This window comes from Arthrobacter sp. TmtSoilC79, from assembly GCF_059739405.1.
In genome coordinates this window covers 13,814-38,226 of sequence record NZ_AP046051.1, presented here as the reverse complement: position 1 = coordinate 38,226, position 24,413 = coordinate 13,814, and the positions used below count along the sequence as shown (strand labels likewise).

Here is a 24,413-nt window from a genome sequence, read left to right as displayed (position 1 = left end):
TGGGGGGCCACGACCGGAAGAGTTGATTATGCCGGGATCAAGCCCGCACCAAGCAAAGGATTCTGATGTTTCTCGCCATCCGCGACCTCCGGTTCGCCAAGGGCCGCTTCGCGCTCATGGGCAGCGTGGTCGCCTTGATCACCCTGCTGCTCGTCATGCTCTCCGGGTTGACGGCAGGCTTGGGCAACCAGTCGACGTCGGCCATTGCGGCACTCCCCGCGCAACAGATTGTCTTCGGCGCACCCGCCGGCGGAGAGCCTAAAGCCTCCTATACGGAGTCCGAAGTATCGGCCTCCCAGCTGGCGACCTGGCGTGAACAACCGGGGGTTTCGTCGGCGAAGGCAGTGGGAATCAGCCAAACCCGGTTCCAGTCCCTGGACAGTTCCGGCACACCGAGCGGAACCGCGAATGTAGGTGTGTTCGGCGGAGCAGTTGCGCCATCGGCCGTGCAGGACGGGACGGTGGTGGTCGGCGAAACCCTGGCCGGGGAACTGTCCCTCTCGAAAGGGAGCCGGGTCCGGGTGGGCGGTTCGGAACTGACCGTGGCCGATGTTGTGGAGGACCAGTGGTATTCACACACCGGGGTCATCTGGACCACCCTTGAAACCTGGCGGACCATCGCCCATGCGGCACCCGGTACCGCAACCGTCCTGGCCATCACGCACGACGCCGGGACCTCCCTGGACATCGATGCCGCCAATGCGGCGGCCGGCACGGTCAGCTCCGATCCTGTGGGCTCGTTCCAGGCCCTGTCCTCGTACAAGAGTGAGAACGGCTCACTTATGCTCATGCAGGCATTTCTCTACGGCATCTCTGCTCTGGTGATTGTTGCCTTCCTGACGGTTTGGACTGTCCAGCGAACCCGCGATATCGCCGTACTCAAAGCCCTGGGTGGATCCTCCGCGTACGTCCTGAAGGACGCTTTGGCCCAGGCAGCAATGGTTTTGGTGACCGGCGCAGCCGTGGGCGGTGCCATTGGCTTGGTTGCCGGCATCTTTGCCGCCCAAGCGGCGCCCTTCCTGATCACTCCGCTGACAACCCTTCTTCCGGTGGCAGGGATCGTGCTGCTGGGACTGGCCGGCGCGGTGCTGGCAGTCCGGAAGGTCGTTTCCGTTGATCCGCTGCTTGCCCTCGGCGGCAACTAATACATTCCTCGAAAGGAATACACGATGGTCACTGCACTGAATCTCTTCAACGTCTCACTGGAGTATCCCGACGGCGGGTCCGTCCTGAAGGCTCTGGACGCCGTCAGTCTCCCGGTCCACAGGAGCGAATTCCTCTCCTTGGTGGGCCCGTCCGGATCCGGCAAATCGTCCTTGCTCGCTGTCGCTGCCACCCTGGTCAAGCCAACTGCGGGAACCGTGGTGATTGATGGGCAGGACGTTTCCGTCCTCACGGAGGCCGAACGCACGGCGCTGCGCCGGGACAAGGTGGGCATCATCTTCCAGCAACCCAACCTCCTTCCCTCACTGACCGCCGTCGAGCAATTGCTCCTCCGCGAGCATCTTCGCGGCAAGTCGGTGAAGGAGGCCCGTCGCAAGGCCGAGGATCTCCTGGATGTTGTGGGTCTGTCCGCGGCCGGGTCCAAGAGGCCACATCAATTGTCCGGCGGCCAGCGTCAGAGGGTGAATATCGCCCGCGCCCTCATGGGGAGTCCCAGTGTCCTGCTGGTTGACGAACCAACGGCGGCACTGGATCACGAACGGAGCGAATCGATCGTCCGGCTGCTGCGGCAGGTAACCGATGAGTTCTCCACGGCCACCGTCATGGTCACGCATGACACGGAATTCCTGCCCATCACTGATGCAGTTGCCACCATGAGGGACGGAAGGATCAGCCGATCCGCGGTCCCGTCTGCGCAGCCCAACTAGGTGACAGTAAACGTCCCAATGGGGCCTCATTAGAGCAAGAGCTGTCACTCAGTTGGGTGAGCCGAGGAGGGCTTCGTCCTGCGCGTCGTCGTAGGCATCCCGCGCTTCCAGGATGGTGGGCACGTGGCTCTCGGCCCATCGACGCAGCAGGGTGAGAGGCTGCAGCAGGGACTGCCCCAGGTCTGTCAGCTCGTATTCCACGCGCGGCGGCACTTGGGCGTAGACGGTTCGGGTGATCAGGCCGTCGCGTTCCAAGGTGCGCAGTGTCTGCGTCAGGACCTTCGGGGTAACTACGTTTACCATTTTGCGCAGTTCGGAAAAGCGGACGGGGCCGTCGCCCAGAACCTGGATCACCAGCGATGCCCACTTATCGCCGATGCGCTGGAAGACCACGCGCGACGGGCAGTTCGGGTCCAGGACATTCCCGGCCAGGTCATTAGTATCCATGAGGTAACTCAGTTCCTTTGAAGCTATCAGTATCCAATGGGTACCTTTGTGCTATTGCAAGGATACCAACCCCAAGGAGAGCTATGAAAATCGCAGTCTACGGCGCAACGGGCATGGTCGGCAGCCAGATCGTCAACGAGTCCATCACCCGCGGCCATCAGGTCACGGCAATCTCCCGCAAGGGTGCAGAGGTCCCGGGTGCCGCCGCCCAGGCCGCAGACCTGGCTGACACCCAGGCGTTTGCCTCCATTGCAAAGGAACACGACGTCGTTGTGTTGGCGACGGGTCCCAGCCGCACCGGCGGTGACCACGGAGAATGGCTCGATGCCATGGCGGCCGCTTACAGCAACGCCGAAGGAACCCGCCTCATGATCGTGGGCGGCGCCGGCACCCTGGAAATCGATGGTGTCCGCCTGCTCGATTCACCGGACTTCCCGGAGGCCTACAAGGCTGAGGCCACCACCGCCGGCAAGGCACTCGAGGCAGTCAAGGAAACCCCGGAATCCGTGGACTGGACCGTGCTTGCCCCCGCCCCGGTGATCCAGCCCGGCGAACGCACCGGCGTATACACCGTGGCCAAGGATTCACCGGCCGGCAACGCAATCTCTACGCAGGACTACGCAGTAGCCATGCTGGACGAGATCGAAACCCCGGCCCACCGCCGCGCCCGCTTCACGGCAGCCAACTGATACAGGCCCTGGCAGCTACAACCCCAGGCCCAGCCCGGGTACCTGCATTCCAAAAATGTCCTTGAGGGCGTGTTTGGCAGCGTGGTACCCGGGCATTCCTGTCACACCGGGTCCGGGCGGAGTGGACGAGGAACAAAGGTAGACCCCCTGCACCGGCGTCGTCCACGGCACGTTGGAGACCACAGGCCGTTGCACCAGGCCGCGCAGGTCCAGGAGCCCGGCGCTGAAGTCACCCCCAACATAGTTCTCGTTGTACGCAGACAGTTCAGCCGCCGTCGTGGTTTGCGAAGCCACCACGACGTCCCGGAAGCCGGGCGCATACCGCTCTATGCGGGCCGTGACGGCTTCCGCCATGTCAACCGTGGAGTTGGCAGGGACATGGCAATAGGACCACAGGACATGCTTGCCCTCGGGAGCGCGGGTTGAATCCACTACCGATGGCTGGGACACCAGGACATACGGCTCGGTGGGGTGCTTTCCCATATCCACCAGGTTCTCCGACTCAGCCATGGCCCGTCGGGACCCACCTACATGGACCGTTCCTGCCCTCGCCAGCCCGGGGTCGAGCCAAGGGACCGGCGCAGAGAGAATGAAGTCCACCTTGCACGCCGCATTCCCGAACCGGAACGTTTCCAGTGCATGCCGGTAGCGGTCGGGGATTTCGGGACCGCCCAGCCGTGCCAGCGTGGGCGGGGCGACGTCCAGCAGAATGGCCTTCGCGGGACGGATCTGGTCCAGCGAGTTGACTCGTTCTCCCACGTGGATTTTTCCGCCGTGCTCAATCAGGTCGTCCGCCATGGCCCTGGCGATGGACATGGAACCGCCCACCGGGATGGCCCAGCCGCCGGCATGGGCCAAAATACTGAGCAGGAGCCCGGCCCCGGTCGAGCTGAGGGACGGCTGGGAACCCAAGGCATGCGACATGACACCCGTCAGCAGCGCAGGCGCGGCCTCTTCGCGGAAGCGGCGGTTCCACAGCGGCGTCCCCTGGTCCAGCGTGGCCAGCCCGAACATGACAGCCGCCAAGGGGTCTTTGGGAAGGCGCAACAGCTGGTTGGACGTAAAGTCCACCACACCGTCGGCACGCTTCACCAACGGCCCAAGGAGCCGCCGGTATGCGTCACCATCAACGCCAAGTTCCAGTGAGGTCCGTTCCAAGGACTGATAGGCCAACGCAGCGCCCCCTGCGTCCAGCGGAGTGCCGTGCTGGACTTCGGGGATCCGCAGATCCACGCGCCGGGAAAGTTCAAAGGCGCGGAAGAACGGCGACGCGAGTGCCATGGGGTGCACAGCGGAGCAGACATCGTAGATGTAGCCCGGTTCCATCAGTTGGCTGGTTCGTGAACCACCACCAATGGCCTCGGCGGCCTCGTAAAGTTCAACCTCCAGGCCGGCGCGGGCCATGACTACTGCGGCCGCCAGTCCGTTGGGACCGGCTCCGACGACGGCGACATCCACCATTGCTTTCTACCTCCGCTCGCTGGGCTTCCGGGATTCGGGAACACTTTGGGCGGCGCGCCAAGGCAGCAGGGACCGTGAAGGACGGAGGAGGTCAATCCTCAGCCAGTCCCGGGCGCCGTCAAAGGGCCCTCCATGGGGATCGTCCTCGCCGTGGATACGCAGGGGGTCCTGGGCGGGATCCCAGATATCCAGAACCACGCGGGCCATCAGATAGGCCGTGGCCACCATGTGCAGGCCGACGGCAAGGACGTAGTAGGACATATCGATGTTGTGCTGGACGGAACCCCCACTGGTGGCCTGGCCCAGGTACATCCAGATGGCCGCCCAGTGCAGGCCTTCGGCTGCCTGCCAGATGAGGAAGTCGCGCCAGCGCGGCCGGGCCAGGGCCAGCAGCGGAATGAGCCAGATAACAAACTGCGGCGAGTAGACCTTGTTGGTAAGGATGAAGGCGGCAACTATCAGGAACGCCAGTTGCGCGATCCGGGGCCGCTGCGGCGCGCACAATGCCAGGGCGCCAATCAGCGCACAGGCAATGATGAACAGGTAAAGAGCCAGCGAGTTGATGGTTGCGGCATTCATCTGCATCCACTGAAGCCGGTCCGCCACCAGGTTGTAGGCAAACCATGGCGAGCTGTAGCCGGCGGGGCGTTCCTGCGTGAACTCGAAGAAGTAGCGCCAGCCGGAGGGGTTCATCGCGGCGATGGGAAGGTTCACGGCCAGCCACGATGCCAGGGCAGCCCCGGCGGTCACAAAGAATGCCCGAAGCTTGCCCGAACGCAGTGCAAGGACCAGGACGGCACCCAGGATCAGGACGGGATACAACTTGGTGGCAGTACCGAGCCCTATGCACACACCCGCAAGGACAAGCTTGTCCCGCGAGAAGAAGTACATGCCCAGGGCGAGCAGCCCCACAGCCCACATATCCCAGTTGATGAAGCCGGCAAGGATGATGCCCGGTGCCACCGCCACCATGGCCGCGTCCCACGGGCGCCGCTTGTTGATGCGGGCCGTCAAAAGAACCGTGAGTATCCAGACGGCAACTATGAGCGTGGCGTTGATATCGAAGTAGCCAAGGATGCGTTCGCTGCCCACGCCCTGGCCCGGCACCATCATTGCCGTGATACCGGCAATGATCCCCATGAGGACGGGGTACTCGAACAAGCTGCCTTGGGTGAAGAACGGGAAGACGCCGTCGCCCAGGCCGCGGTTCTTGAAGAGTTCAGGGAAATCGGAGTAACAGGTGGCGTAGAACTGGCCGGGCGTTTGCCACCCGTTTACCCGGCAGTACTCCTTGGCAAGCACGGCCAGTAGTGCTGCGAGCACGGTAAGGACAATGAGGATCCGCTCAACAGTGAACGGCCCGGAGGAAACCCGTCCTGGAGACGCATGCTTGCCCAGCGGGCCACCTATCAGCTCCGTGAAGTTCCGCAGCAGGGAGTCGCTGCGGCTCGGAACCACAAAGCGGGCACGTTTTTGCGGCCGGCGCGGCTTCGTCTCCTGCATGGATCGAGCTTACAGTCACCCTTTGGCCTGCAGCATCACACCCGGCAGGGTGGCAGCACAAAGGCGGACCTTAAGCGGACCTTAAAAGGGAGGAGCCCACGCGCAGCCGCGTGGGCTCCTTGAGGTTCAGCATGAATGTGTGGCACCTGAACTCCTTCGGGGCAGTTGAAGGACATCAACGGATGAGTCCCATTTGGTGCAGGACAACGTAGACGTCTTCACGGTGCTGGTCGAGCAGCTGGCCGTTGAACAGGGTGCGGTCCTTGGGAGCATTGGTGCTCTTGAAGAACCGCATGTCTTCCGGGCGTTTTCGCATGGTTCACCTCCTTTCCGGGGGCAAGTAATCCGGCATTTAGGCACAACAATTAGAGCCATATGAATTCGAAAGAAATCATGGCGTAAAAAGGGCATAAAAGGCCGAGGCTAATAAAGGGGATTAAGCGGACTGAATCAGGAAATCCTGAAACGCCGTGCACAATTGCGCGTGCTTCCGGCAGTCGACCCAACAAGAAGCTGGTTCCGAACTATGGGGAAACTGCGCACCCGCGGCATGCTGCGTGGGTCCGCGCCTACAACTGACTACCCGGCCATCCAGGAAAGGAGGCCGACAAGAACACCGCCGGCGTCAAGGCCGGTCCGGATGGTTCAGGAGTGGGTCAGAGAGCAAAAATGGCGTCGATCATCAGCAGAGGCCGGGGCAGCAGTGACGGTCAACTTCCGTCCGCTAGTCAAAGTAATCATTTTTCCCAACCTCCTTTTCTGGTCACGAGGACCTGCTGTGGCATTCTCCCGGCTGACTGAACCAGGGAATGCGCGCCTTGTTCCCGGCGGATCGCTCTGGGAACAAGATATAAGCTACCGCATGCAGAAGGAGTTTGACCAGCGAAATTAGGCATTTCGCCAAAAGTTTTTTTAAATTCCCGGTTTAGAGGCCCCAACGCACAATTGCCGGCGTCCGCTTATCCCAACCCAAGGTGCAAACCTTGGCAGTCCCCAGAATGAAGTGCCGGCCTTCGCGGGCGTCCATTTCGAGCCAGCGGGCCGTGAGGATGCGGGAGAAATGTCCGTGGGCCACTATCAGGACATTGTCCATTCCGGATTCCAGGACCCGCCCAATGATCTTGTCGGCCCGGGCGGCAACCTCGTCCAGGGTCTCCCCGTTGGGTACGCCGTCGGTCCAGATGAGGTAGTCCGGGTTGTCCTTGCGGATCAGGTCCGAGCTGATGCCTTCGTAGTCGCCGTAGTTCCATTCGACCGCCAGCGGCTCGTGCACGGCCTCCGGATAGCCGGCCAGTTCCGCGGTGCGGCGGGCGCGGCGCAGTGGCGAGGTCAGGACGAGGTCGAAGTCGATGCCTTCCAGGACCTTCCGGGCCTCCACTGCCTGCTGCTCACCCTCGACAGTAAGGGGAAGGTCGGTCAGGCCCGTGTATTGGCCGCTCTTGGACCATTCGGTCTCGCCGTGGCGCAGGATCCAGAGTTGCGGACGTGGGGAAGTCGCAGCGTTCATGAAGGCTCCTCGGTTTCGGTCAAAGGCTCGACGACGGCGGACTCGGGTTGCGCTTCCCACCATGCCAAGAGTTTCTGCTCGGCTTCCTCGGGGGACAGCGGCCCGTGTTCCATCCGTTCTTCGAGAAGGAACTTGTAGGCCTTACCCACCACGGGACCGGGCTTGAGTCCCAGGAGTGCCATGATCTGCGCTCCATCAAGGTCCGGTCTTACAGCTGCCAGCGATTCCTGCTCCAAGAGCGTCGAGATGCGTTGCTCAAGGTCATCGTAGGCGAAGGACAAGCGGTCGGCCTTGCGCTGGTTACGCGTGGTGACGTCGGATCGTGTGAGGCGGTGCAGGCGTTCCAGGAGGGGACCGGCGTCGGTCACGTAGCGCCGGACCGCGGAGTCACTCCAGCCGGCGTCGCCGTAGCCGTAGAAGCGCATGTGCAGTTCCACCAGGCGGGACACGGCTTTGATGGACTCGTTGTCGAACCGGAGTGCTTTCATCCGCTTCGCCGTCAGTTTGGATCCCACAACGTCATGGTGGCGGAAGCTCACCGCGCCGCCCGGTTCAAAACGGCGCGTAGCCGGCTTTCCGACGTCGTGCATCAACGCAGCGAACCTCAGCACAAAGTCGGGGCCGGGGACCGGACCGTCAGGACCCGTTTCCAGTGCGGCGGCCTGTTCCAGGACCTGAAGCGAGTGCTGGTAGACGTCTTTGTGGCGGTGGTGCTCATCGGCTTCGAGGCGCAACGCGGAAACTTCCGGAAGCACGAATTCGGCGAGCCCGGTGTCCACCAGGAGGTCGATTCCCACCCGGGGGTGCGCTCCGTTAATAAGTTTGACCAACTCCTCACGGACGCGCTCCGCGGAAATGATCTTGATGCGGTCGGCCATCTGCGACATCGCGAGCCGCACGTCGTCATGGACCGACACGCCGAGCTGGGACGCGAACCTGGCAGCGCGCATCATGCGCAGGGGGTCGTCCGAGAAGGACGCCTCGGGCGCTCCGGGCGTGGCCAGTTCGGAGGCATGGAGGTCACGGACGCCGCCGAACGGATCCACGAGTTCCAGGCTGGGCAAACGCAGCGCCATGGCGTTGATGGTGAAGTCGCGCCGCAGGAGGTCATCGGTCAGGGAGTTGCCGAACGCCACCACCGGCTTGCGCGAATCGGGGTCGTAAGCCTCCGCGCGGTAGGTGGTGACTTCAATCTGGAAGCCGTCCTTCTTCATCCCGATGGTGCCAAAGGCGCGGCCGATTTCCCAGAAGTTGTCCGCCCACTTCTTGATGACGGCAATGGTCTGGTCCGGTGTGGCATCGGTGGTGAAGTCGAGGTCCGGGGATGTCCTCCCCAGGAAGAGGTCGCGCACGGGTCCACCCACCAGGGACAGCTCAAAGCCGGCATCGACAAAGCGCTGCCCGAGGTCGAGCACCACCGGATCGATGGTGAAGTTAACTGAAGAGCTGTCCAATACATGCGCCATAGTTCCTTAAGCTTGGCAGATTTTTGCTCCGCAGTGGGCCACTGTTCCATGCGAAATCGGGCATGTGTCCGCGGAGCATCTCCTGCAGTCCATCTTGTGGCCATGTCCCGGTCATCACTCGAGGGCAAGAGTCGTTAGAGTGGACCTCATGGCCAACCCGATCCCGAGCGCTCCTGGCAGGAGGACAAACGCACCGTTGCCGTCGGCAATCGGTGCACACGTCGCGCCTGCCCAGCAGCACCCGGTGCAGGCCTCGCTTCCCACTGTGGAGGAAGTCTCTGCCGGTGGCGTTGTAGTAGACACGTCCGACGGCGAACTCCGGGTTGCGATCATCGCCCGCCTTAATAGGGGTGGCCGGCTTGAGTGGTGCCTCCCGAAGGGACATCCGGAAGGCCGGGAGAACAACGAAGAAGCTGCTGTCCGCGAGATCGCCGAGGAAACCGGCATCGAAGGCAGCATCCTGGCGCCCCTGGGCAGCATCGATTACTGGTTCACCGTGAGCGGGCACCGCGTCCACAAGACCGTGCACCATTTCCTGCTCCAGGCAACCGGCGGCGAGCTGACCATCGAGAACGATCCCGATCAGGAAGCCGTTGACGCTGCCTGGGTTCCCATCCAGGAACTGGCCCGCAAATTGTCCTTCCCGAACGAACGCCGCATCGCCGACCTGGCACGGGAAGTGCTGCCCGAACACCTCTGAGCCGGGTACGTGGGACGATAAAGGCGATGTCTGAAGCCAAAACAACCCAGTCCGTTCAATCCGGAGAAGCCCGTTCCAGTGCCATCATGGCCGCAGGAACGCTGGTTTCCCGGTTCCTTGGCTTCGCAAAAACCTGGATGCTTGGTGCCGCCCTGGGCCTCGGTTCCACGGTCAATGACACGTTCATCAACGCAAACAACCTGCCCAACCTGATCTTCCTGCTGGTGGCCGGCGGCGTGTTCAACGCCGTCCTGGTTCCGCAGATCATCAAAGCGAGCAAAGCCCCGGACCGCGGTGCCGACTACATCAGCCGCCTGCTGACCCTGGCTGTGCTGGTCCTGCTGGCTTTGACGGCGCTGGTAACTCTCGCGGCACCGTTGGTCATCGACCTCACCACCCAGGGGTACTCCGAGCAGCAGAAGGCCCTTGCCGTCACTTTCGCCTTCTGGTGCCTGCCGCAGATCTTCTTCTACGGGCTTTATGCCCTGCTGACCCAGATACTGAACGCCCACGGAGCGTTCGGGCCCGCCATGTGGGCCCCCATCCTTAACAACCTGGTGGCCATCGCCGGCCTGGGCATGTTCATTTGGATCCTGGGCGCCAACATCACCAACCCGCACACGCTGGACAACTGGGGACCCACCCAGACGTTCCTGATCGCAGGGTTCTCCACCTTTGGCGTGATTGCCCAGACTGCCATCCTGCTGGTCCCCGTTTTCCGCCTGCGCCTCGGCCTGCGGCCCCGCTTCGGTTGGCGCGGTGTTGGACTGGGCCAGGCGGCCAAGTTGAGCGTCTGGACATTGGCGACTGCCGCCGTCGGGCAGTTGGCTTTCCTGTACATCATGAGAATCGCCACCATTCCAGGCGCAGAGCGGCTCCGCCTTCAGAACGCTGGGGATACGGTCGGCGCAGCGGTCCTGCCCGGTAACGCCGTCCTGGAGGTCGCGAGCCAGCTGTACCTGCTGCCGCACTCCATCATCGCGTTGTCCCTGGCTACCGTCCTTTTCAACCGCATGACCCGTGCGTCCCAGGACGGCAATAAAGCCGAACTTCGCGATGCCCTGTCCCATGGCCTGCGGACCATGGCCGTGGCCACGGTTTTCGGCGCCTTGGCGCTCTTCGCCTTGGCGGGTCCGCTGGGCATGTTCTTCTCCGGCGGCAAGCCGCAGGACGGCGTCATGCTCGCCCAAACGCTCACCATCCTTGCCCTGAGCACACCATTCCTCAGTGCGAACTTCATGATGTCCCGCGTCTTCTACGCCAACGAGGACGCCCGCACGCCCCTGTATGTCCAGCTATGGCTCGCAGTGATCTACGTGGTGGGCGCGTTCTTCATCCAGTTCCTTCCCGTCGGCCAGATCATCTACGCGATCGCCATTCTTTACACCCTGGGCAACATCCTCTCCGTTGTGATCAGCGTGGTGTTCCTGCGCCGCCTGCTGGGCCACCTCGACGGCCCCCGCATTGCCAACTCGTACATCCGCATGGGCTATGCGGGGCTCGGTTCCGCACTGGCCGGTGCCGCTGCACTGTGGCTTCTGGGCAGCTACCGGGCAGACGGTTTCGCGTGGAGCAGCCGCCCGGCCGCCCTGGTGACGGTGGTCGTCGTCGGGCCCGTCATGCTGCTCGCGTACCTGGTCCTGCTTCGCGTCTTCCATGTCACCGAACTGCGGGACCTCCTGCGGCCGCTGATGGGACGCTTGGGACGCGGAGTCCCCGCACCCGTTTCCGGCGAGGCTGTGGACACCACGACGGCGGCCCGCGCCACGGTCTCGGACGACACCGGCTTGATCCCGCGCATCTCGGGTGAGTTCGACGCCGCCTCCTACCGTGCCGGACCGGCCGTGGAACGTGTGCCTTCCGCGCCTGCCGCGGACGTCGCAGACGCCCCCAAGACATACCTGCCGGAAGAGGATGCACCCAGCACCGCGCGCGGCGGCAGATTCCGCCCGCAGGTCCCGTTGCCGGGCCGACGCACCTACCAAGGCGACGCCGGGAGCAATCCCTACTTCCCGACGCGCGGAAATCACCGGAAGTGAGCCAGTGGCGCCAACATGGGCGCAGGGCATGGATCGGCTAGGCTAGAAAATGAATACAGGTAGTTGCAAAAGCGGTTGAACCGGCTCGCCGGGCCGGCCGCGTGCAGGACCCGCAGCTCCCGGACAGCCTAGGAGGAACACGTGTCCCACCCGATCGACGTCGGATCAGTACTTGGCGGCCGCTACAAGGTCACGGCCAATGTGTTGACCTCGCATGACCAAGATCAGGTGCTCGACGGCGTGGACCAGGTCCTCAACCGTCCCGTGAGCATCCTTGTCGCAGGACCCGGCAACGCCGAGCAGGTTGCCCAGAGCGCCCGCGAAGTCGCCACGGGGGAGCGCCCCGGCCACGTCCAGATCCTGGACCTTGGGGTCAGCGACAACACCACATACCTCATCACCAACCACAGCAGCGCGCCTGATTTGCTGGACCTGGTGGTCGCCACCAACCCGCCGTACATTGAGCCCTTCTTCACCGAGACTCTGGGCAGCGAAATCTTCGGACAGCCCCGCACATACGAGCCCGAAACCTATGACGGCCTGTACGAGGATGACGAGCACGACGCCGCGTACATCCAGTACGACGAAAACGGCTACCCCATCCACAACGGGGACGACACCGATCCCGCCGCTGAACCCGAGGCCGGCAACGTTCCTCCGCGGCCTGCCGCCAGCCCGTCGTCGTCCAAGAGCGGACTCGCCGGCAAGCTGGCTGCTGCCGCCGCCGGCGCTGGTGCGGCCGGTTTGGCCGCCTGGAAGAACTCGGGGACCAAGAACCACGACGCCGGTGCTGCCGCCCGCTCTGGTGCTGCCGCCGGCTCTGGTGCTGCTGCCGGAGCCTCAGCCCAGCCGCCCACCCAGGCCGTGACGTCCCAGCCGGCTCCTGCTGCTCCGCCGGCTCCTGCCGCACAGCCTCCTGCGGCGCCGCCCCAGCCGCCGACGCGAGCTGTCAATGCGCAGCCGGCACCCACACGGGAACCGGCAGTGTCGCGTCAACCTTCAGAGCCCAAGGTGTCCCTGTGGTCTGAAGAGGACTACGGTTTCGCCGAGGGAGGTGCCGCTGCGGGTGGTGCTGCTGCCGCTGGTGCTGCCGCCGCTGGTGCTGCCGCCGGTGGTGCTGCTGCCGCTGGTGCCTCGGCTGCTTCGCGAGGTACCTCCGACTCGGGTTACGACCGCGCACCCACCAGCTTCCCGGCGTCGGCCGCTGTCCAGGAAGACTACGACGACGAGGAAGTGTACGAGGACGACGCTCCGGAGAAGGAGCCGCGATCACTCCGCTGGCTCGTCGGCGGCTTGCTGGCTGCCGTACTGATCGTGGGCCTTGTCCTCGCCGTCACGAATTTGGGCAGCCTCCTTCCGAGCGGCGCCCCTGCAGCCACGCAGAGCACGCCCGCTCCGCAAACCAGCAGCAGCACTCAAGCTGAGGAGCCAGCGCCTTCGGAAACGGCGCCTCCGGCTGTGCCACCGGCCATCCAGGGCATTTCCCGGCTGGGTGATTTCCCCTTCGCCGCCACGTACGACAAAGACCTGGTCCGGGCATTCGATGGCAACGCAGCAAGCTACTGGTCAGACATGGAATTTGCTACGGCAGACTGGGGCGGACTCGTCACCAACATGCCGCTGGTGATTGAGCTCAAGGAAAAAACCGAGGTTAAGTCCATTGTGCTGAACCAGTTGGGTGGATCCGGGGGCAGCATCAGCGTTTACACCAACGACCGCCCTGCGATGGACGGTGCCAAGCTGGTTGGAACCAACAGCTTCACCTCCCCGGAACTGACCATGCCATTGGCAGCGCCGACGCAAACCAAATACCTGATCGTGGATGTCAAGGCCCTGCCCAAGCTGGCCGCACCGAAGACCCGGTACGGGTTCGGCCTGCGCCTGGCTGAGGTTACCGTCCAATAGCCGCATCCATCCAAGTAGCAGCAGGGGCCGTTTTGACCAGTCGAAACGGCCCCTGCTGCTACCCGCAATGACTTCACCGCTTGGAACCGGCGCTCGTGCAGACGGTACCCTGAATGTTGGTGGCTTTCAGGTCCCCAACTCCAACGGAATATTTGGGGCTTAACCGGGGTTGAGTCAGGTGGCTGCCCCGAAAGCCGCAGCATCGACCAAGAAAGAGGTTCACGCCACGTGAGCATTGCAGAAAACAGCGCATCGCAGGTGCGTGACGTCATCATTGTAGGTTCAGGCCCGGCCGGCTACACCGCCGCCGTTTACACCGCCCGTGCCAACATGAAGCCTCTGCTCATTGCCGGTTCCGTCACCGCTGGTGGCGAACTCATGAACACCACAGACGTGGAAAACTACCCGGGTTTCCCGGACGGCATCATGGGCCCGGACCTCATGGAAAACTTCGAAAAGCAGGCCGCACGTTTCGGCACGGAGATCCTGTTTGAGGACGTCACCGAACTGGACCTCGACGGCGACATCAAGACCGTGACCATCGGAACGGGGGAGACCTTCCAGGCGAAGGCCATCATCCTCTCCACTGGTTCGGCCTACCGCGAGCTCGGCCTGACCAATGAGAAGCGACTCTCAGGACACGGCGTTAGCTGGTGTGCAACCTGCGACGGTTTCTTCTTCAAGGATCAGGACATCGCCGTCATCGGTGGTGGCGACTCCGCCATGGAGGAAGCACTGTTCCTCACCAAGTTCGCAAAATCGGTCACCGTAGTCCACCGGCGCGACACCCTCAAGGCTTCCAAGATCATGGGTGACCGCGCCCAGGCCCACGAGAAGATCAACTTCGTCTGGAACACTGCCGTCGAAGATGTTCTCGGTGGAGACAAGGTCACCGGCCTGAAGCTGAAGAACCTCGTGGAAGGCACGGAGTCCGAACTGGCTGTCACCGGCGTCTTCGTGGCTATCGGTAACGATCCCCGCACGGACCTCATCAAGGGCAAGGTGGACCTGACCCCCGAGGGAACCATCGCCGTAGAGGGCCGCAGCTCACGCACCAACATCAAGGGTGTCTTCGCCGCGGGCGATGTCATTGACCCCACCTACCGCCAGGCCATCACGGCTTCGGGTTCCGGCTGTGTGGCGGCCCTCGATGTTGAGCACTACCTCGCAGACCTGCACTCCTAGAGCTGCATCCAAGCAACCATAAGAAGGGAAAAGTTATGAGCAACGCAAAAGACGTAACTGACGCAAGCTTCAGCACGGATGTCCTGGCTTCCGAGAAGCCGGTCATCGTGGACTTCTGGGCAGAGTGGTGTGGCCCCTGCCGCAAGCTCGGCCCCATCCTCGACGAAATCTCTGTCGAGTACGGCGACAAGGTCGACGTTGTGAAACTCAACGTTGACGACAACCCCGCGATCGCGGCTGAGTACGGCATCACGTCCATCCCGGCTGTGTACCTCTTCAGCGGGGGAGAAGTGAAGAGCACTGTCATTGGCGCCAAGCCGAAGCAGTTCTTCGAGAAGGAATTCGCGGACGTCCTGTCCTAGCTCGGATTCCTGACTCCGAGTCAACGAAAGCCGGCGGCTGCTGCTCCTCAGGGAGCGGGAGCCGCCGGCTTTTTGTATTTCTTGGATAAGTAAACTTCTATCGCTCTCATTTCACTCAGTTCGTTGCGGGGGAGCCTTCAGCGGTTCAGGTTTTGGCTTTTTTCAGTTGGCCCTACCTGGGGTAGGCAGAACTTGCACCCTCTTCCACATCCCCACCCCCTCCCGGGCAACCCTCTTCCACATCCCCACCCCCTCCCGGGCAACCCTCTTCCACATCCCCACCCCCTCCCGGCCGACCCTCTTCCACATCCCCACCCCCTCCCGGGCAACCCTCTTCCACATCCCCACCCCGTCCCGGCCAACCCTCTTCCACATCCCCACCCCCTCCCGGCCAACCCTCTTCCACATCCCCACCCCCTCCCGGCCAACCCCCTCTTTCATCACGGCATAATCGAGTCAATGGAACGCATGACCTTGATAATCCTCTCTGGGCCAATCCACCTGGGCGGACAGACTGACGCTCAAACAGGCGGTCGGGGCCGAACTGCCACATTGTCATCGGCCAACACTTTGGAGGAGATATGCGGGACGGCTCTATTGCCGATTCCCTTAGCCAGCACTGTAGGACCGACCCGAATTGAGTGGATGAGATCCGCTTGTAACTAGATCGGACCCGTCACACTGATTGTTTCGCGGGAGTACCCACGACGCAGGCATCAAGGGGATTGAGGTCAGATCATGGCGGTGGGAAGGGGACAGCTGGTCATAGATCCGCAGCGGTTTCATGGCTGCCCTTGGCAAGGAAATCGCTGGTTTGTGGATGAAACTGCCTCTGCCGGTGGGAATGCTGTGCGAGTGTCACGTCATCCAATAGGCATTGCGCGGGAACGACAACCATAACTGTTCCCACTAGGCCCATCGGTCAGCATCGGGCGGTGTCCTCCATTTCCCCATTTGCCGGCAAATGACTCTTGTACTTCTACCTGCAGCCGGTGATTCAGTGGCTGCGTTCAATACGCTCACAAGTACACGTGTGGCTCGTGGCAAACGTCCGCCCGTCTCTCCGGCGCCAGAAGATGCAGTATCTCTAAAGTCCTGCGGACCTAGCTCTAGGTAGTCACTGGGTGGTTTCACGTGAAACATGGGCGGGCAGGGCCGTGCTCGGGAGCCACCTACTGTATGGCGCACCAAGTCGGGCCATCACCGTCATGCCTAAATGCCACTTCTTCGCGGAGCCAACCGCATGTTTCACGTGAAACAACGGTCCGTTTGCCGCGCCTAGGGAGGTTCCACGGCCGATGCAGCAGCAACGAAATGATTTGGTCCCCCCAAAGAGTCTGACTTGATTGATGCAGGGCGCGTGATCTAGGTGAAATCACAGGACTGTGAAACCCCAGGACTGGTCTTGGTGTCACAGGCACACGTTTCTGCTACTGGATGATTTGTTAGCCCGGGGAACCCGCCAGAAGGCTACTGGTAGCGCTGAACTTTGCCTGGCGCCTTGAAGCGTGCGAGCCCGACCTCGGCAGCCAGAAGACCCGCCAGGGCTGATTCTGCGCACAAGCAGCCTGGGGGAGCCGATACGAGTCTCCAAGGCACTGCTGGCCCCCTGCAAGCCGCATTCAACTCGCCTCCGGGTCTTCCTCATACGGATGTTCGAGACATTTAGCTACTGGGCGAAACGAGTTACAGAACTTATCAATTGCAAAGCCTGGCTCGCCAGTCCCATAGGCGATGCACGCCAACGAGGGTCAGAACCACGGCAGCAACGAGCAACCTACTTATGAACACGATGATTTCATGGAATTGCTATCTGCCAGGAGAGTTCTGAGGCTCCACGGCCAACAATCGAACCCCTGCAGGGTCACCTGCAGGTGCTTCTGAAACTGGCCGGGCAGTACAACTTTGCGAGATCACATCCGAATTTGGGAAAGGAACCAGAGGTGCGGGCACCAGCAGCTCATTCTGAGCAGTGGGGTGGGCGTCGGTTGCTACGGGCCTACACACCCTCAGGGAAACGTGCGATGCAGTGTTCCAACCACAAACGCCCCACTGGCGGGAGCCGGCAGAGCCTTGACGGCAGCACCGTGTGAGTAACCGGAATGCATGCAGGACCAGAGAGATGCCCGATACATGCGGCCACCAACGGACTTGAGTTCAAAGGCGAACGCAGCAGAACGGCGGACCGAATCCGTGTGCTAATTGGTGACGATCCACGACTTCCGCTGACCATGGGAGATATTCTGGCCGCTTGCTTTCGCCCAGCGTTTCACGTGAAACATTGGAGGATGCCTTCCGGCGAGGGACGCGTCTACATCCGACTTGGTCCACTAACTCCATGGTCTATAGCCACTGCACCACCCTTCATGGTGACGAACATGAGCAGCGCGCGGTTGCACAAGCTTGGCTAGACGACTCTCTGGCGACATTCAGGCAATTGGGTGTGGTCCAGTTTCTCTCAATGAGCCCATCGGGGCGTCAATTGAAATCAGAATGTGCGAACGCTAGCAAGCATCGAATCGCATCGGCGTCAGGGACTCACCGCAGTCTCGACATTATTGCATTCGATGATAACCAGAACTATGCCTGCCGATACGGGGAGTCACGATCCAATCTCTCAAATCAGGCCGTGAGTGTCACAGGCCTTCCAGGGAAGAGAAGGACGCGGTGGCGCGTGGCTGCAACGGTCATGTTCTGCTGTGGCCAGCTTGGCTTCTGCGACCACGAATACTCTTCCGAGCATAATCTGGAATTTCCTTCATTGCTGGGCGTGACCGTCGTCCAGGGGAAAGGGGAGGGAGCCACGAAGGCACGTTTCACGTGAAACACTGGCTCGGGCACATCGACTGATCAAGCTGGTGCAGTCATACAAGACCAATGAAAGGGAACACGTGACTGCGCGCTGGGATGGACCTGGACAACTCACGGCCCTGTTGCAGGGGTTAGTTCATCTCCTCGAGCTCCTTCTAGACCGGCGGCCAAGTCGAAGTCCACTACTTCTTGGAACAGTCAGCATGGTTAGCGCCCGTCACAACAACACATTAAATGTACTGGCTGTCCGTCGGCCTCAAGCCCCGGCACTAGTGAGCATACGCTGCCCGTCCAAGCCATCAATGTCATCACGTGGGAAAGACATCCGATGAATTCCTTGATGTCGTTGTCCAACACGAAAAGCGGGGCTAAGGGTTCCTGGCTGTCAGGAGCACACTCTTCCCCACTAGAGTAATGGCGCTGGAACTAGACAGGGAGGACCCTAGTGCCAGCCGGCATGTGTCCTTGTCGCATAGAGTCCTCAAAGCCGCATGGCGGCCTGCCTATCATCCAAGGTGACTGCAATTGCGCCACAGTTGTCCACCGATCGACACCCAGTGGTCTTCAAGTTGTGCACATACTTATCCACAGGCTTATCCACTGAGTATGAGCCCGTTCACAGATCGTCATTCTCGTTGGTCCTTGAGTACGCCCGACATGGGAATATCCACGATCTCGCACCACCGTATGTGTGCGCCCGCAGCTTAGTGTGATTGCACAGATTTGCATCCAAAACCAATGAAAATCAGGGGCAAAGGCCAGAAAAGGGATGCCGCAAGAATCGGCTCTCGCAACTTCCGATCGAGTTCGCACTGAAGCAGATTCGATGAGCCGGTGTCGCGGTCACTCGGATCGCGATGTGGGCCGAAGCACACCACACCAGCCCACATTACCCACAGAGTTATCCCCAACGATATCCACAGGGATATCCACTTCCTTATGCACAGGCATCCCAGCCGACACTATGCACTCACCGGCACAATCAGTTCGCCGTTTCACGTGAAACAATCTGCCCTTTCGTTACGAACGGACACGAGCCGTTCATTCGCCTTCAGAGCTCGCCCGCGACAATCACGGTAGGTCCGATCGTGTGCCCGATCGGAACTGCCAGGCAGTCACGGATCGGGCAGTGGCGACATCAGACCAATCGGCCGTGCCTTCACCAACTTTGTTCACTGAGGCTCTTCCAGCGGTGGCGCGGTCGCAGGTGATGACGTCGGTAGTTGCTCTCCTTATCCTCTTGTGGACCGCAGGGGACTGATGGTGCCAGTGCCGCCAAACGACCGGGCCTGAACCAACGGCATTCCTGAACAATCCGCTTTCTGCTCCTCGGGCTGCCATTCCTTGCCGCCTAAGGCATTCAGAGAACCGCCAGTTCCGCGCCAGGACGACCAAAGGACGGCTCTCCGGTCGTCGCACCCGAGGTGTGCTGAGGAGGAGGACAGAAACCCGAACGGGCGTAACTGCACCGGCCACGGCTCCATTCCTCCTAAGGGGTTCCGATATCCGCGGGGAGTCGCAAAGACACTGGAGTCATCCTGCAAATTTGGGACCCCCGACGTGTCAATGGCAAGACTGCGCGGCACTATCAGCGAAGCTGTCGGGAATCGCAAAGCGACGGTTGGAGGGCGGCCGAGTATTTGAGGGACTTCAACCTCGGGACCTCCAAGGACACCAGGTCTGACCACGGGCCCACGAAGCAACGGAGGAGCCAGTATGCGTAGATTCACCCCTGATAAAGACCGGGAGCCTTAGTACCCGCCCTCGCTACCCATACGCCAGAGAGACGAATACAGGCGAGAACAGAACCTGCACGCAGTGGCGAACAGACATGAGGAGGTCACAACTCACGGACGGTAACCACGACTGCCACCGCAGCTGCTTCCCTGCCGCTACTCACCCAGGAAGTAGGGTCACAACAACTCGCCCATAGCCGGCCAATGCCCCCAGGCCTTGAGTAGACAGGTTCAAGCTCTCTCGACTGATCTACGCCGCCCGTACCCCAGGCCGCCGTTCCCCAGACCCTTTTCGTAGCGCGATTCGGTAGACGGGGGAGGTGCCCGGCGTGAAGCCCGTGAGAGGCCGGAGAGAAAGTAGGGACGATGCCCACGTCACAGAGCCGATCTGCGGGCCTTACAGGCCTAATCACATGACAGACTGAATGCCGCCGCAAAGATCCACTCTCTCTAAACGCCGATCAGAGGCAGCCTTCAGCGGCGGGGCGCTGGTCACTGAGTAGCGAATTTTGCTCCCAGCCCTACCGAAGACTAAGACCGAGGTTGGTAGTTCGGCGTACGTTTCACGTGAAACAACTGCATCAACATGCCTGACGATCTATCCAAGAGTGGACTATCAGCAACTAGGCGCCTTAATTGCTGGCCGGGCTCTTTCGGGTGGTCTTATGCGCCAGGTCTTGAGGGCTCCAAGCTTGTAAGGAGTGCTGGCCATTGCGGGTTTCCTGGATCCGAGGCCATGTCCGATTTCGTTTCACGTGAAACACGATATGCGACGCCGAAGCCGCTAACTTCCAGGCAGGAGGAGTAGAAGAGCCGTCGAACAGACAGGTAGTGTATCTGAGTCTGCCACCCGGCCAACGAGGCCTCACAAGACAACTACTGCGTGACCCACACGGTTACCTCCTAGGTGACCAGAAAGAGCAGGTTGGGCGGGCACTGGTTGCCACCGAAATCTGAGTCCGCTGAGGCAATTCCTAGACAACCTCGAGGGTACTTCGCTGCCTTTAGACCTCGGGGTGACGGCAAACCGAAGTGTTAACTACTGCTTATGCGGCCTACACTGCTTCAGGGCAAATTGATGTCTGGCCTGGAACACCGGAACCACCGCAGATGGAACCCAGATATATAGCGTATTGCTGAAGCCCAGCTGTTTCACGTGAAACAGTATCTGATCCTACGGAGGAGTCGAGGGCAAGCTTCTGCTGACTCAGGCGCAATAGGGCGATGGCACTTCCTTCCGATCCGGCCATCACTAGGCCTAATGCAGCCACCTGGGAGTGGAGTTCGGGTTAGTAGGCCTATGAAGCGCATCGCAGTCCGCCAAAACCGTACCGTCCACGACATTAGCCAGAAAGCTAAATCCGGCGTAGGCACCCCACACTGCGGGACAGTTGCTCGCAATGCCACAAGTCCTAAACGGGGGAACACCACCCATGTTTCACGTGAAACGTTGAGACTTTTTCGCTGTTCCGAACCTTAGGGACCAGACCTGGAAATGTCGCACGGCAAATGTGGCGGGACCATGCTCATTTCGTAGGAGAAGACTTAGAAGACAAGCAAAATGGGACCTACTCGAAGAGCAGGTCCCATTCTAGAGAGTCGGAAGTGTCAGTCTTCGGCGCCAGGTCCCAGGACATCCATGATGCGATTGAGATCCTCAACGCTGGCAAACTCGATGCTAACGCGGCCTTTGCGGGCCCCCAGAGTGATCTTTACGTTGGTATCCAAGCGGTCCGAGAGGGACGAAGCGAGGTAGTCAAGACGTTCGTGGCGGGCATTCGGCTTCGGAATGCTGTTCTTGGCCGGTGTAGTGGGGTCTTGATAGAGGGCCACTGCCTCTTCTGTCGCGCGGACAGACATACCCTCAGCCACGATTCTCTGAGCCAAACGTTCCATGGCGGCCGCGTCCGGAAGTGCCAGAAGAGCACGGGCGTGGCCTGCTGAAAGCACGCTGGCAGCTACACGTCGTTGAACCAAGGGCGGGAGCTTCAGCAATCGCAGCGTGTTGGAGACCTGCGGACGTGAGCGGCCAATACGGTCCGCGAGCTGCTCGTGGGTGGTGCCGAAGTCTTCCAGGAGCTGCTGGTAGGCAGCAGCCTCTTCAAGAGGGTTCAGCTGACTCCGGTGCAGGTTCTCCAGCAGCGCATCCCGGAGAAGGTCGTCGTCGGTGGTGTCTCGGACAATCGCAGGGATGGTCTCGAGGCCCGCGGCCTGAACTGCGCGCCATCGACGCTCACCCATGACCAGCTCATACGGTTCTCCACCCTTTTCGGTTGAAGTACGTACAACAATTGGCTGGAGGACTCCGATTTCTCGAACCGAGTGGACCAGCTCGGCCATGTCATCTTCATCGAAAACCGAACGAGGCTGCTTGCGGTTCGGGTGAATGTCACCCACCGGGATCTCAGCGAAACGGGCGCCGGGGACCTCGACCAGCTCCACGTCCGACGCAGAGGAAGAGGAAGCCGCAGCATTCACATCGTTGGATTCCGGAGTTGACGAAGCAGTAGTTCGCTTGGTCGCAGTCTTAGCCGGCGTTGACTTGGCGGCGGACTTGGCCGGCGCCTTGGAGGCCGGCCCCTTGGAAGCCGCAGCCTTGGACGCAGCAGAATCCGACGCTGCCGACTTCCTAGTCTCCTGCACCGCGGCCTTACCGACGGTTGCTGCCGCACCAGGCGGCTGCGAAGCTTCAGCTTCAACAGCCGCTTCGGAAGCCGGAGCCTCCACTACCGGTTCAGCGGACTTCTTTGCTTCCGGGAAGAACAAATCCACTGGGCGGGACGGCGCAGAACCGTTTCCCTGGGCCGCAGCCGAGCTGGGAATGAGAGCCCCAAGACCCCTACCGAGGCCCCTTCGCTTTTCGCTCATTGATTCATCCCTCCGATGAAATGGCCGAGCACGGACCTGCTCTGGCTGTTGCAGTGTTTCAAGAATTCTAGCGTTCGGCGATTTCGGCAGCGGCTTCCATATAGGAAAGCGCACCACTCGACGAAGGATCGTAAGTCATCACCGTTTGCTGGTAGCTCGGCGCCTCAGAGATACGCACTGAACGCGGAACCACAGCTCCCAGAACCTGCTCGGGGAAGTGTTGGCGTACCTCGGAGGCAACTTGCGCAGCCAGGTTGGTGCGGCCGTCATACATGGTCAAGAGAATCGTTGAAACAACCAGGTCGGCGTTGAGGTGCTTCTGGATCATCTCAATGTTCTTGAGGAGCTGGCTTAGCCCTTCCAGTGCGTAGTACTCGCACTGGATGGGGATCAGAACTTCACTGGCTGCGCAGAAGGCATTGACCGTCAGCAGGCCCAAGCTGGGAGGGCAGTCAATGAAGATGAAGTCCAGCCGGCCTTCACCATTCTTCTCCCGCTCCTTGGCGTAAACGTCGATGGCTCGTCGAAGCCTCTGCTCGCGTGCCACCAACGAGACCAACTCGATTTCAGCACCGGCAAGGTGGATGGTGGCGGGGGCGCAGATCAGATTAGGGATGTCAGGGCAGGCAGCAACGACGTCCTTCAGGGGGAGGTCGTTGATCAGGACGTCATAGATGCTGTCGACGTCGGCATGGTGCTCTATTCCAAGTGCCGTGGAGGCGTTTCCTTGGGGATCAATGTCGATCACCAGCACGTTGAGCCCGGCAGAGGCCAGGGCTGCGGCGATGTTCACCGTGGTGGTGGTTTTACCCACTCCGCCCTTCTGGTTGGAGACAGTGAAGATGCGGGTTTTATCCGGCTTGGGGAGCTCCCTGCCGATCAACCGCTCGCGCCGACGGGTTTCATTGGCCAACTGACGGGCGATCGGACTTGAATCATCAATGGAATCCATCACGTTATGCACTCCATCAGATACGGTTTCACGTGAAACGGCAGCATTCTCAACCGAATTGGGACGCACAATCGCAGACTGAAGAGATGCAGAGGGTGTGGCCATTGCCCGCGCGGACCCCAACGACATAAACGGGGGGATTCGCTGCGTGGAGGTTTCACTACTGCCCACTGGTCACACTCTCACTCTCATTCGGCGCTTGCTGCCGTTCTCTAGCCTAACTGCTCAGCCGCCGACACGCTGGAAACCAAGCGGGTCTCAGGCCGTCTTTCCGGGCTTGTTGACGATAATCCTCACCACGGTGGTGGGTTCCTCCAAAAGCTCCTGTCCACAAACAACAACTGACGTTTCCACGCCACCCAGTTTGCGGATGACCTTCTTGGCCTTCTCGATCTCCTCGGCCGCGCTGCGGCCCTTGATGGCGACAACTTCGCCATGGCCATTCAGGAGGGGAATCGTCAGACCTGCCAGGTTACTGAGAGCAGAAACTGCCCGCGCCGTAACAACGTCGGCGTCCACCATGCCCACGGCGAGCTCAGCACGCGTCCTCATGATGGTGACGTTATCCAGGCCGAGATCGTCCACCACTTCCTGGAGCCAGATGACACGACGCTCAAGCGGCTCAATCAGGGTCAGTTCGAGGTCCGGCCGGGCAATTGCCAAGCAGAGACCAGGCAAGCCTGCGCCGGATCCGACGTCGGCGACGTGGCTGTCCATGGCAATGGCGGATTCAATGACTGCACAGTTCAGGACGTGGCGACTCCACAAACGCGGAATCTCCCGTGGACCAATCAGCCCACGCTCAGTACCGGACGTTGCAAGATGTTCAACATAGCGCTTGGCGAGATCCAGGCGCTCCCCAAAAATCTTCTCGGCCGCTTCAAGTTCAGCTGCGGTTATTTCGACCATGA

Annotated in this window: 18 protein-coding genes; 8 read left to right on the top strand and 10 right to left on the bottom strand. The window is 61.1% G+C overall.

What is annotated here, in order from left to right:
• Positions 1 to 65 precede the first annotated feature (65 nt).
• Together AC6JA3_RS00150 and AC6JA3_RS00145 are read left to right on the top strand one after the other, a co-directional pair.
• Positions 66 to 1,145, top strand: a complete 1,080-nt coding sequence (locus AC6JA3_RS00150; protein WP_497919776.1) for an ABC transporter permease — start codon at positions 66 to 68, stop codon at positions 1,143 to 1,145.
• Between the two features lie 24 nt (positions 1,146 to 1,169).
• The gene (locus AC6JA3_RS00145; RefSeq protein ID WP_026541032.1) at positions 1,170 to 1,871 is read left to right on the top strand and encodes an ABC transporter ATP-binding protein; all 702 of its coding nucleotides are present in this window, start codon (positions 1,170 to 1,172) and stop codon (positions 1,869 to 1,871) included.
• Positions 1,872 to 1,919: 48 nt separating this feature from the next.
• Here the strand turns inward: AC6JA3_RS00145 and AC6JA3_RS00140 are convergent, their stop codons facing one another.
• Complete coding sequence (locus tag AC6JA3_RS00140) at positions 1,920 to 2,318, bottom strand: winged helix-turn-helix transcriptional regulator (RefSeq protein WP_026541031.1); 399 nt, start codon at positions 2,316 to 2,318, stop codon at positions 1,920 to 1,922.
• 83 nt (positions 2,319 to 2,401) lie between these two features.
• Between AC6JA3_RS00140 and AC6JA3_RS00135 the strand changes: the two genes are divergently transcribed.
• Positions 2,402 to 3,007 (top strand): NAD(P)-dependent oxidoreductase, encoded by a 606-nt coding sequence (locus AC6JA3_RS00135; protein WP_091553659.1) that lies wholly within the window; start codon positions 2,402 to 2,404, stop codon positions 3,005 to 3,007.
• Positions 3,008 to 3,022: 15 nt separating this feature from the next.
• On the opposite strand, the gene AC6JA3_RS00130 is transcribed toward AC6JA3_RS00135, so the two are convergent.
• From AC6JA3_RS00130 to AC6JA3_RS00110, 5 genes are all read right to left on the bottom strand, one after another.
• A complete protein-coding gene (locus AC6JA3_RS00130; RefSeq protein ID WP_497919775.1) occupies positions 3,023 to 4,468 on the bottom strand; it encodes a phytoene desaturase family protein in 1,446 nt (481 codons plus the stop codon).
• 6 nt (positions 4,469 to 4,474) lie between these two features.
• Positions 4,475 to 5,971: a glycosyltransferase family 87 protein gene (locus AC6JA3_RS00125; RefSeq protein ID WP_497919774.1), complete on the bottom strand. Its 1,497-nt coding sequence runs from the start codon at positions 5,969 to 5,971 to the stop codon at positions 4,475 to 4,477.
• A gap of 175 nt (positions 5,972 to 6,146) precedes the next feature.
• Complete coding sequence (locus tag AC6JA3_RS00120) at positions 6,147 to 6,287, bottom strand: hypothetical protein (protein ID WP_167332893.1); 141 nt, start codon at positions 6,285 to 6,287, stop codon at positions 6,147 to 6,149.
• A 609-nt stretch (positions 6,288 to 6,896) separates the two neighbouring features.
• Entirely contained in the window at positions 6,897 to 7,478 is a 582-nt protein-coding gene (locus tag AC6JA3_RS00115; protein WP_026541028.1) for a histidine phosphatase family protein, read from the bottom strand.
• Positions 7,475 to 8,944, bottom strand: coding sequence for a CCA tRNA nucleotidyltransferase (locus tag AC6JA3_RS00110; protein WP_026541027.1), 1,470 nt, complete (start codon positions 8,942 to 8,944; stop codon positions 7,475 to 7,477). The genes AC6JA3_RS00115 and AC6JA3_RS00110 overlap by 4 nt, the downstream gene beginning before the upstream one ends.
• Positions 8,945 to 9,140: 196 nt before the next feature.
• On the opposite strand from AC6JA3_RS00110, the gene AC6JA3_RS00105 reads away from it, so the two are divergent.
• The 5 genes from AC6JA3_RS00105 to trxA all read left to right on the top strand — a co-directional run bounded on the left by AC6JA3_RS00105 (position 9,141) and on the right by trxA (position 15,135).
• The gene (locus tag AC6JA3_RS00105) at positions 9,141 to 9,644 is read left to right on the top strand and encodes an NUDIX hydrolase (protein WP_026541026.1); all 504 of its coding nucleotides are present in this window, start codon (positions 9,141 to 9,143) and stop codon (positions 9,642 to 9,644) included.
• Between the two features lie 26 nt (positions 9,645 to 9,670).
• A complete protein-coding gene (gene murJ, locus AC6JA3_RS00100) occupies positions 9,671 to 11,683 on the top strand; it encodes a murein biosynthesis integral membrane protein MurJ (protein WP_026541025.1) in 2,013 nt (670 codons plus the stop codon).
• 141 nt (positions 11,684 to 11,824) lie between these two features.
• Entirely contained in the window at positions 11,825 to 13,588 is a 1,764-nt protein-coding gene (locus AC6JA3_RS00095) for an ABC transporter substrate-binding protein (protein WP_497919772.1), read from the top strand.
• A 228-nt stretch (positions 13,589 to 13,816) separates the two neighbouring features.
• The gene (trxB, locus tag AC6JA3_RS00090) at positions 13,817 to 14,773 is read left to right on the top strand and encodes a thioredoxin-disulfide reductase (RefSeq protein WP_026541023.1); all 957 of its coding nucleotides are present in this window, start codon (positions 13,817 to 13,819) and stop codon (positions 14,771 to 14,773) included.
• A 35-nt stretch (positions 14,774 to 14,808) separates the two neighbouring features.
• Positions 14,809 to 15,135: a thioredoxin gene (gene trxA, locus AC6JA3_RS00085; RefSeq protein WP_021473158.1), complete on the top strand. Its 327-nt coding sequence runs from the start codon at positions 14,809 to 14,811 to the stop codon at positions 15,133 to 15,135.
• Positions 15,136 to 15,297: 162 nt separating this feature from the next.
• Here trxA and AC6JA3_RS00080 read toward each other — a convergent pair whose 3' ends face one another.
• The 4 genes from AC6JA3_RS00080 to rsmG all read right to left on the bottom strand — a co-directional run bounded on the left by AC6JA3_RS00080 (position 15,298) and on the right by rsmG (position 24,411).
• Entirely contained in the window at positions 15,298 to 15,576 is a 279-nt protein-coding gene (locus AC6JA3_RS00080; RefSeq protein WP_497919771.1) for a hypothetical protein, read from the bottom strand.
• A 5,714-nt stretch (positions 15,577 to 21,290) separates the two neighbouring features.
• Positions 21,291 to 22,550, bottom strand: a complete 1,260-nt coding sequence (locus AC6JA3_RS00075) for a ParB/RepB/Spo0J family partition protein (RefSeq protein ID WP_497919770.1) — start codon at positions 22,548 to 22,550, stop codon at positions 21,291 to 21,293.
• A gap of 67 nt (positions 22,551 to 22,617) precedes the next feature.
• Positions 22,618 to 23,631 (bottom strand): ParA family protein, encoded by a 1,014-nt coding sequence (locus tag AC6JA3_RS00070; RefSeq protein ID WP_081733571.1) that lies wholly within the window; start codon positions 23,629 to 23,631, stop codon positions 22,618 to 22,620.
• A gap of 129 nt (positions 23,632 to 23,760) precedes the next feature.
• Positions 23,761 to 24,411, bottom strand: coding sequence for a 16S rRNA (guanine(527)-N(7))-methyltransferase RsmG (rsmG, locus tag AC6JA3_RS00065; RefSeq protein ID WP_011776793.1), 651 nt, complete (start codon positions 24,409 to 24,411; stop codon positions 23,761 to 23,763).
• Positions 24,412 to 24,413 lie beyond the last annotated feature (2 nt).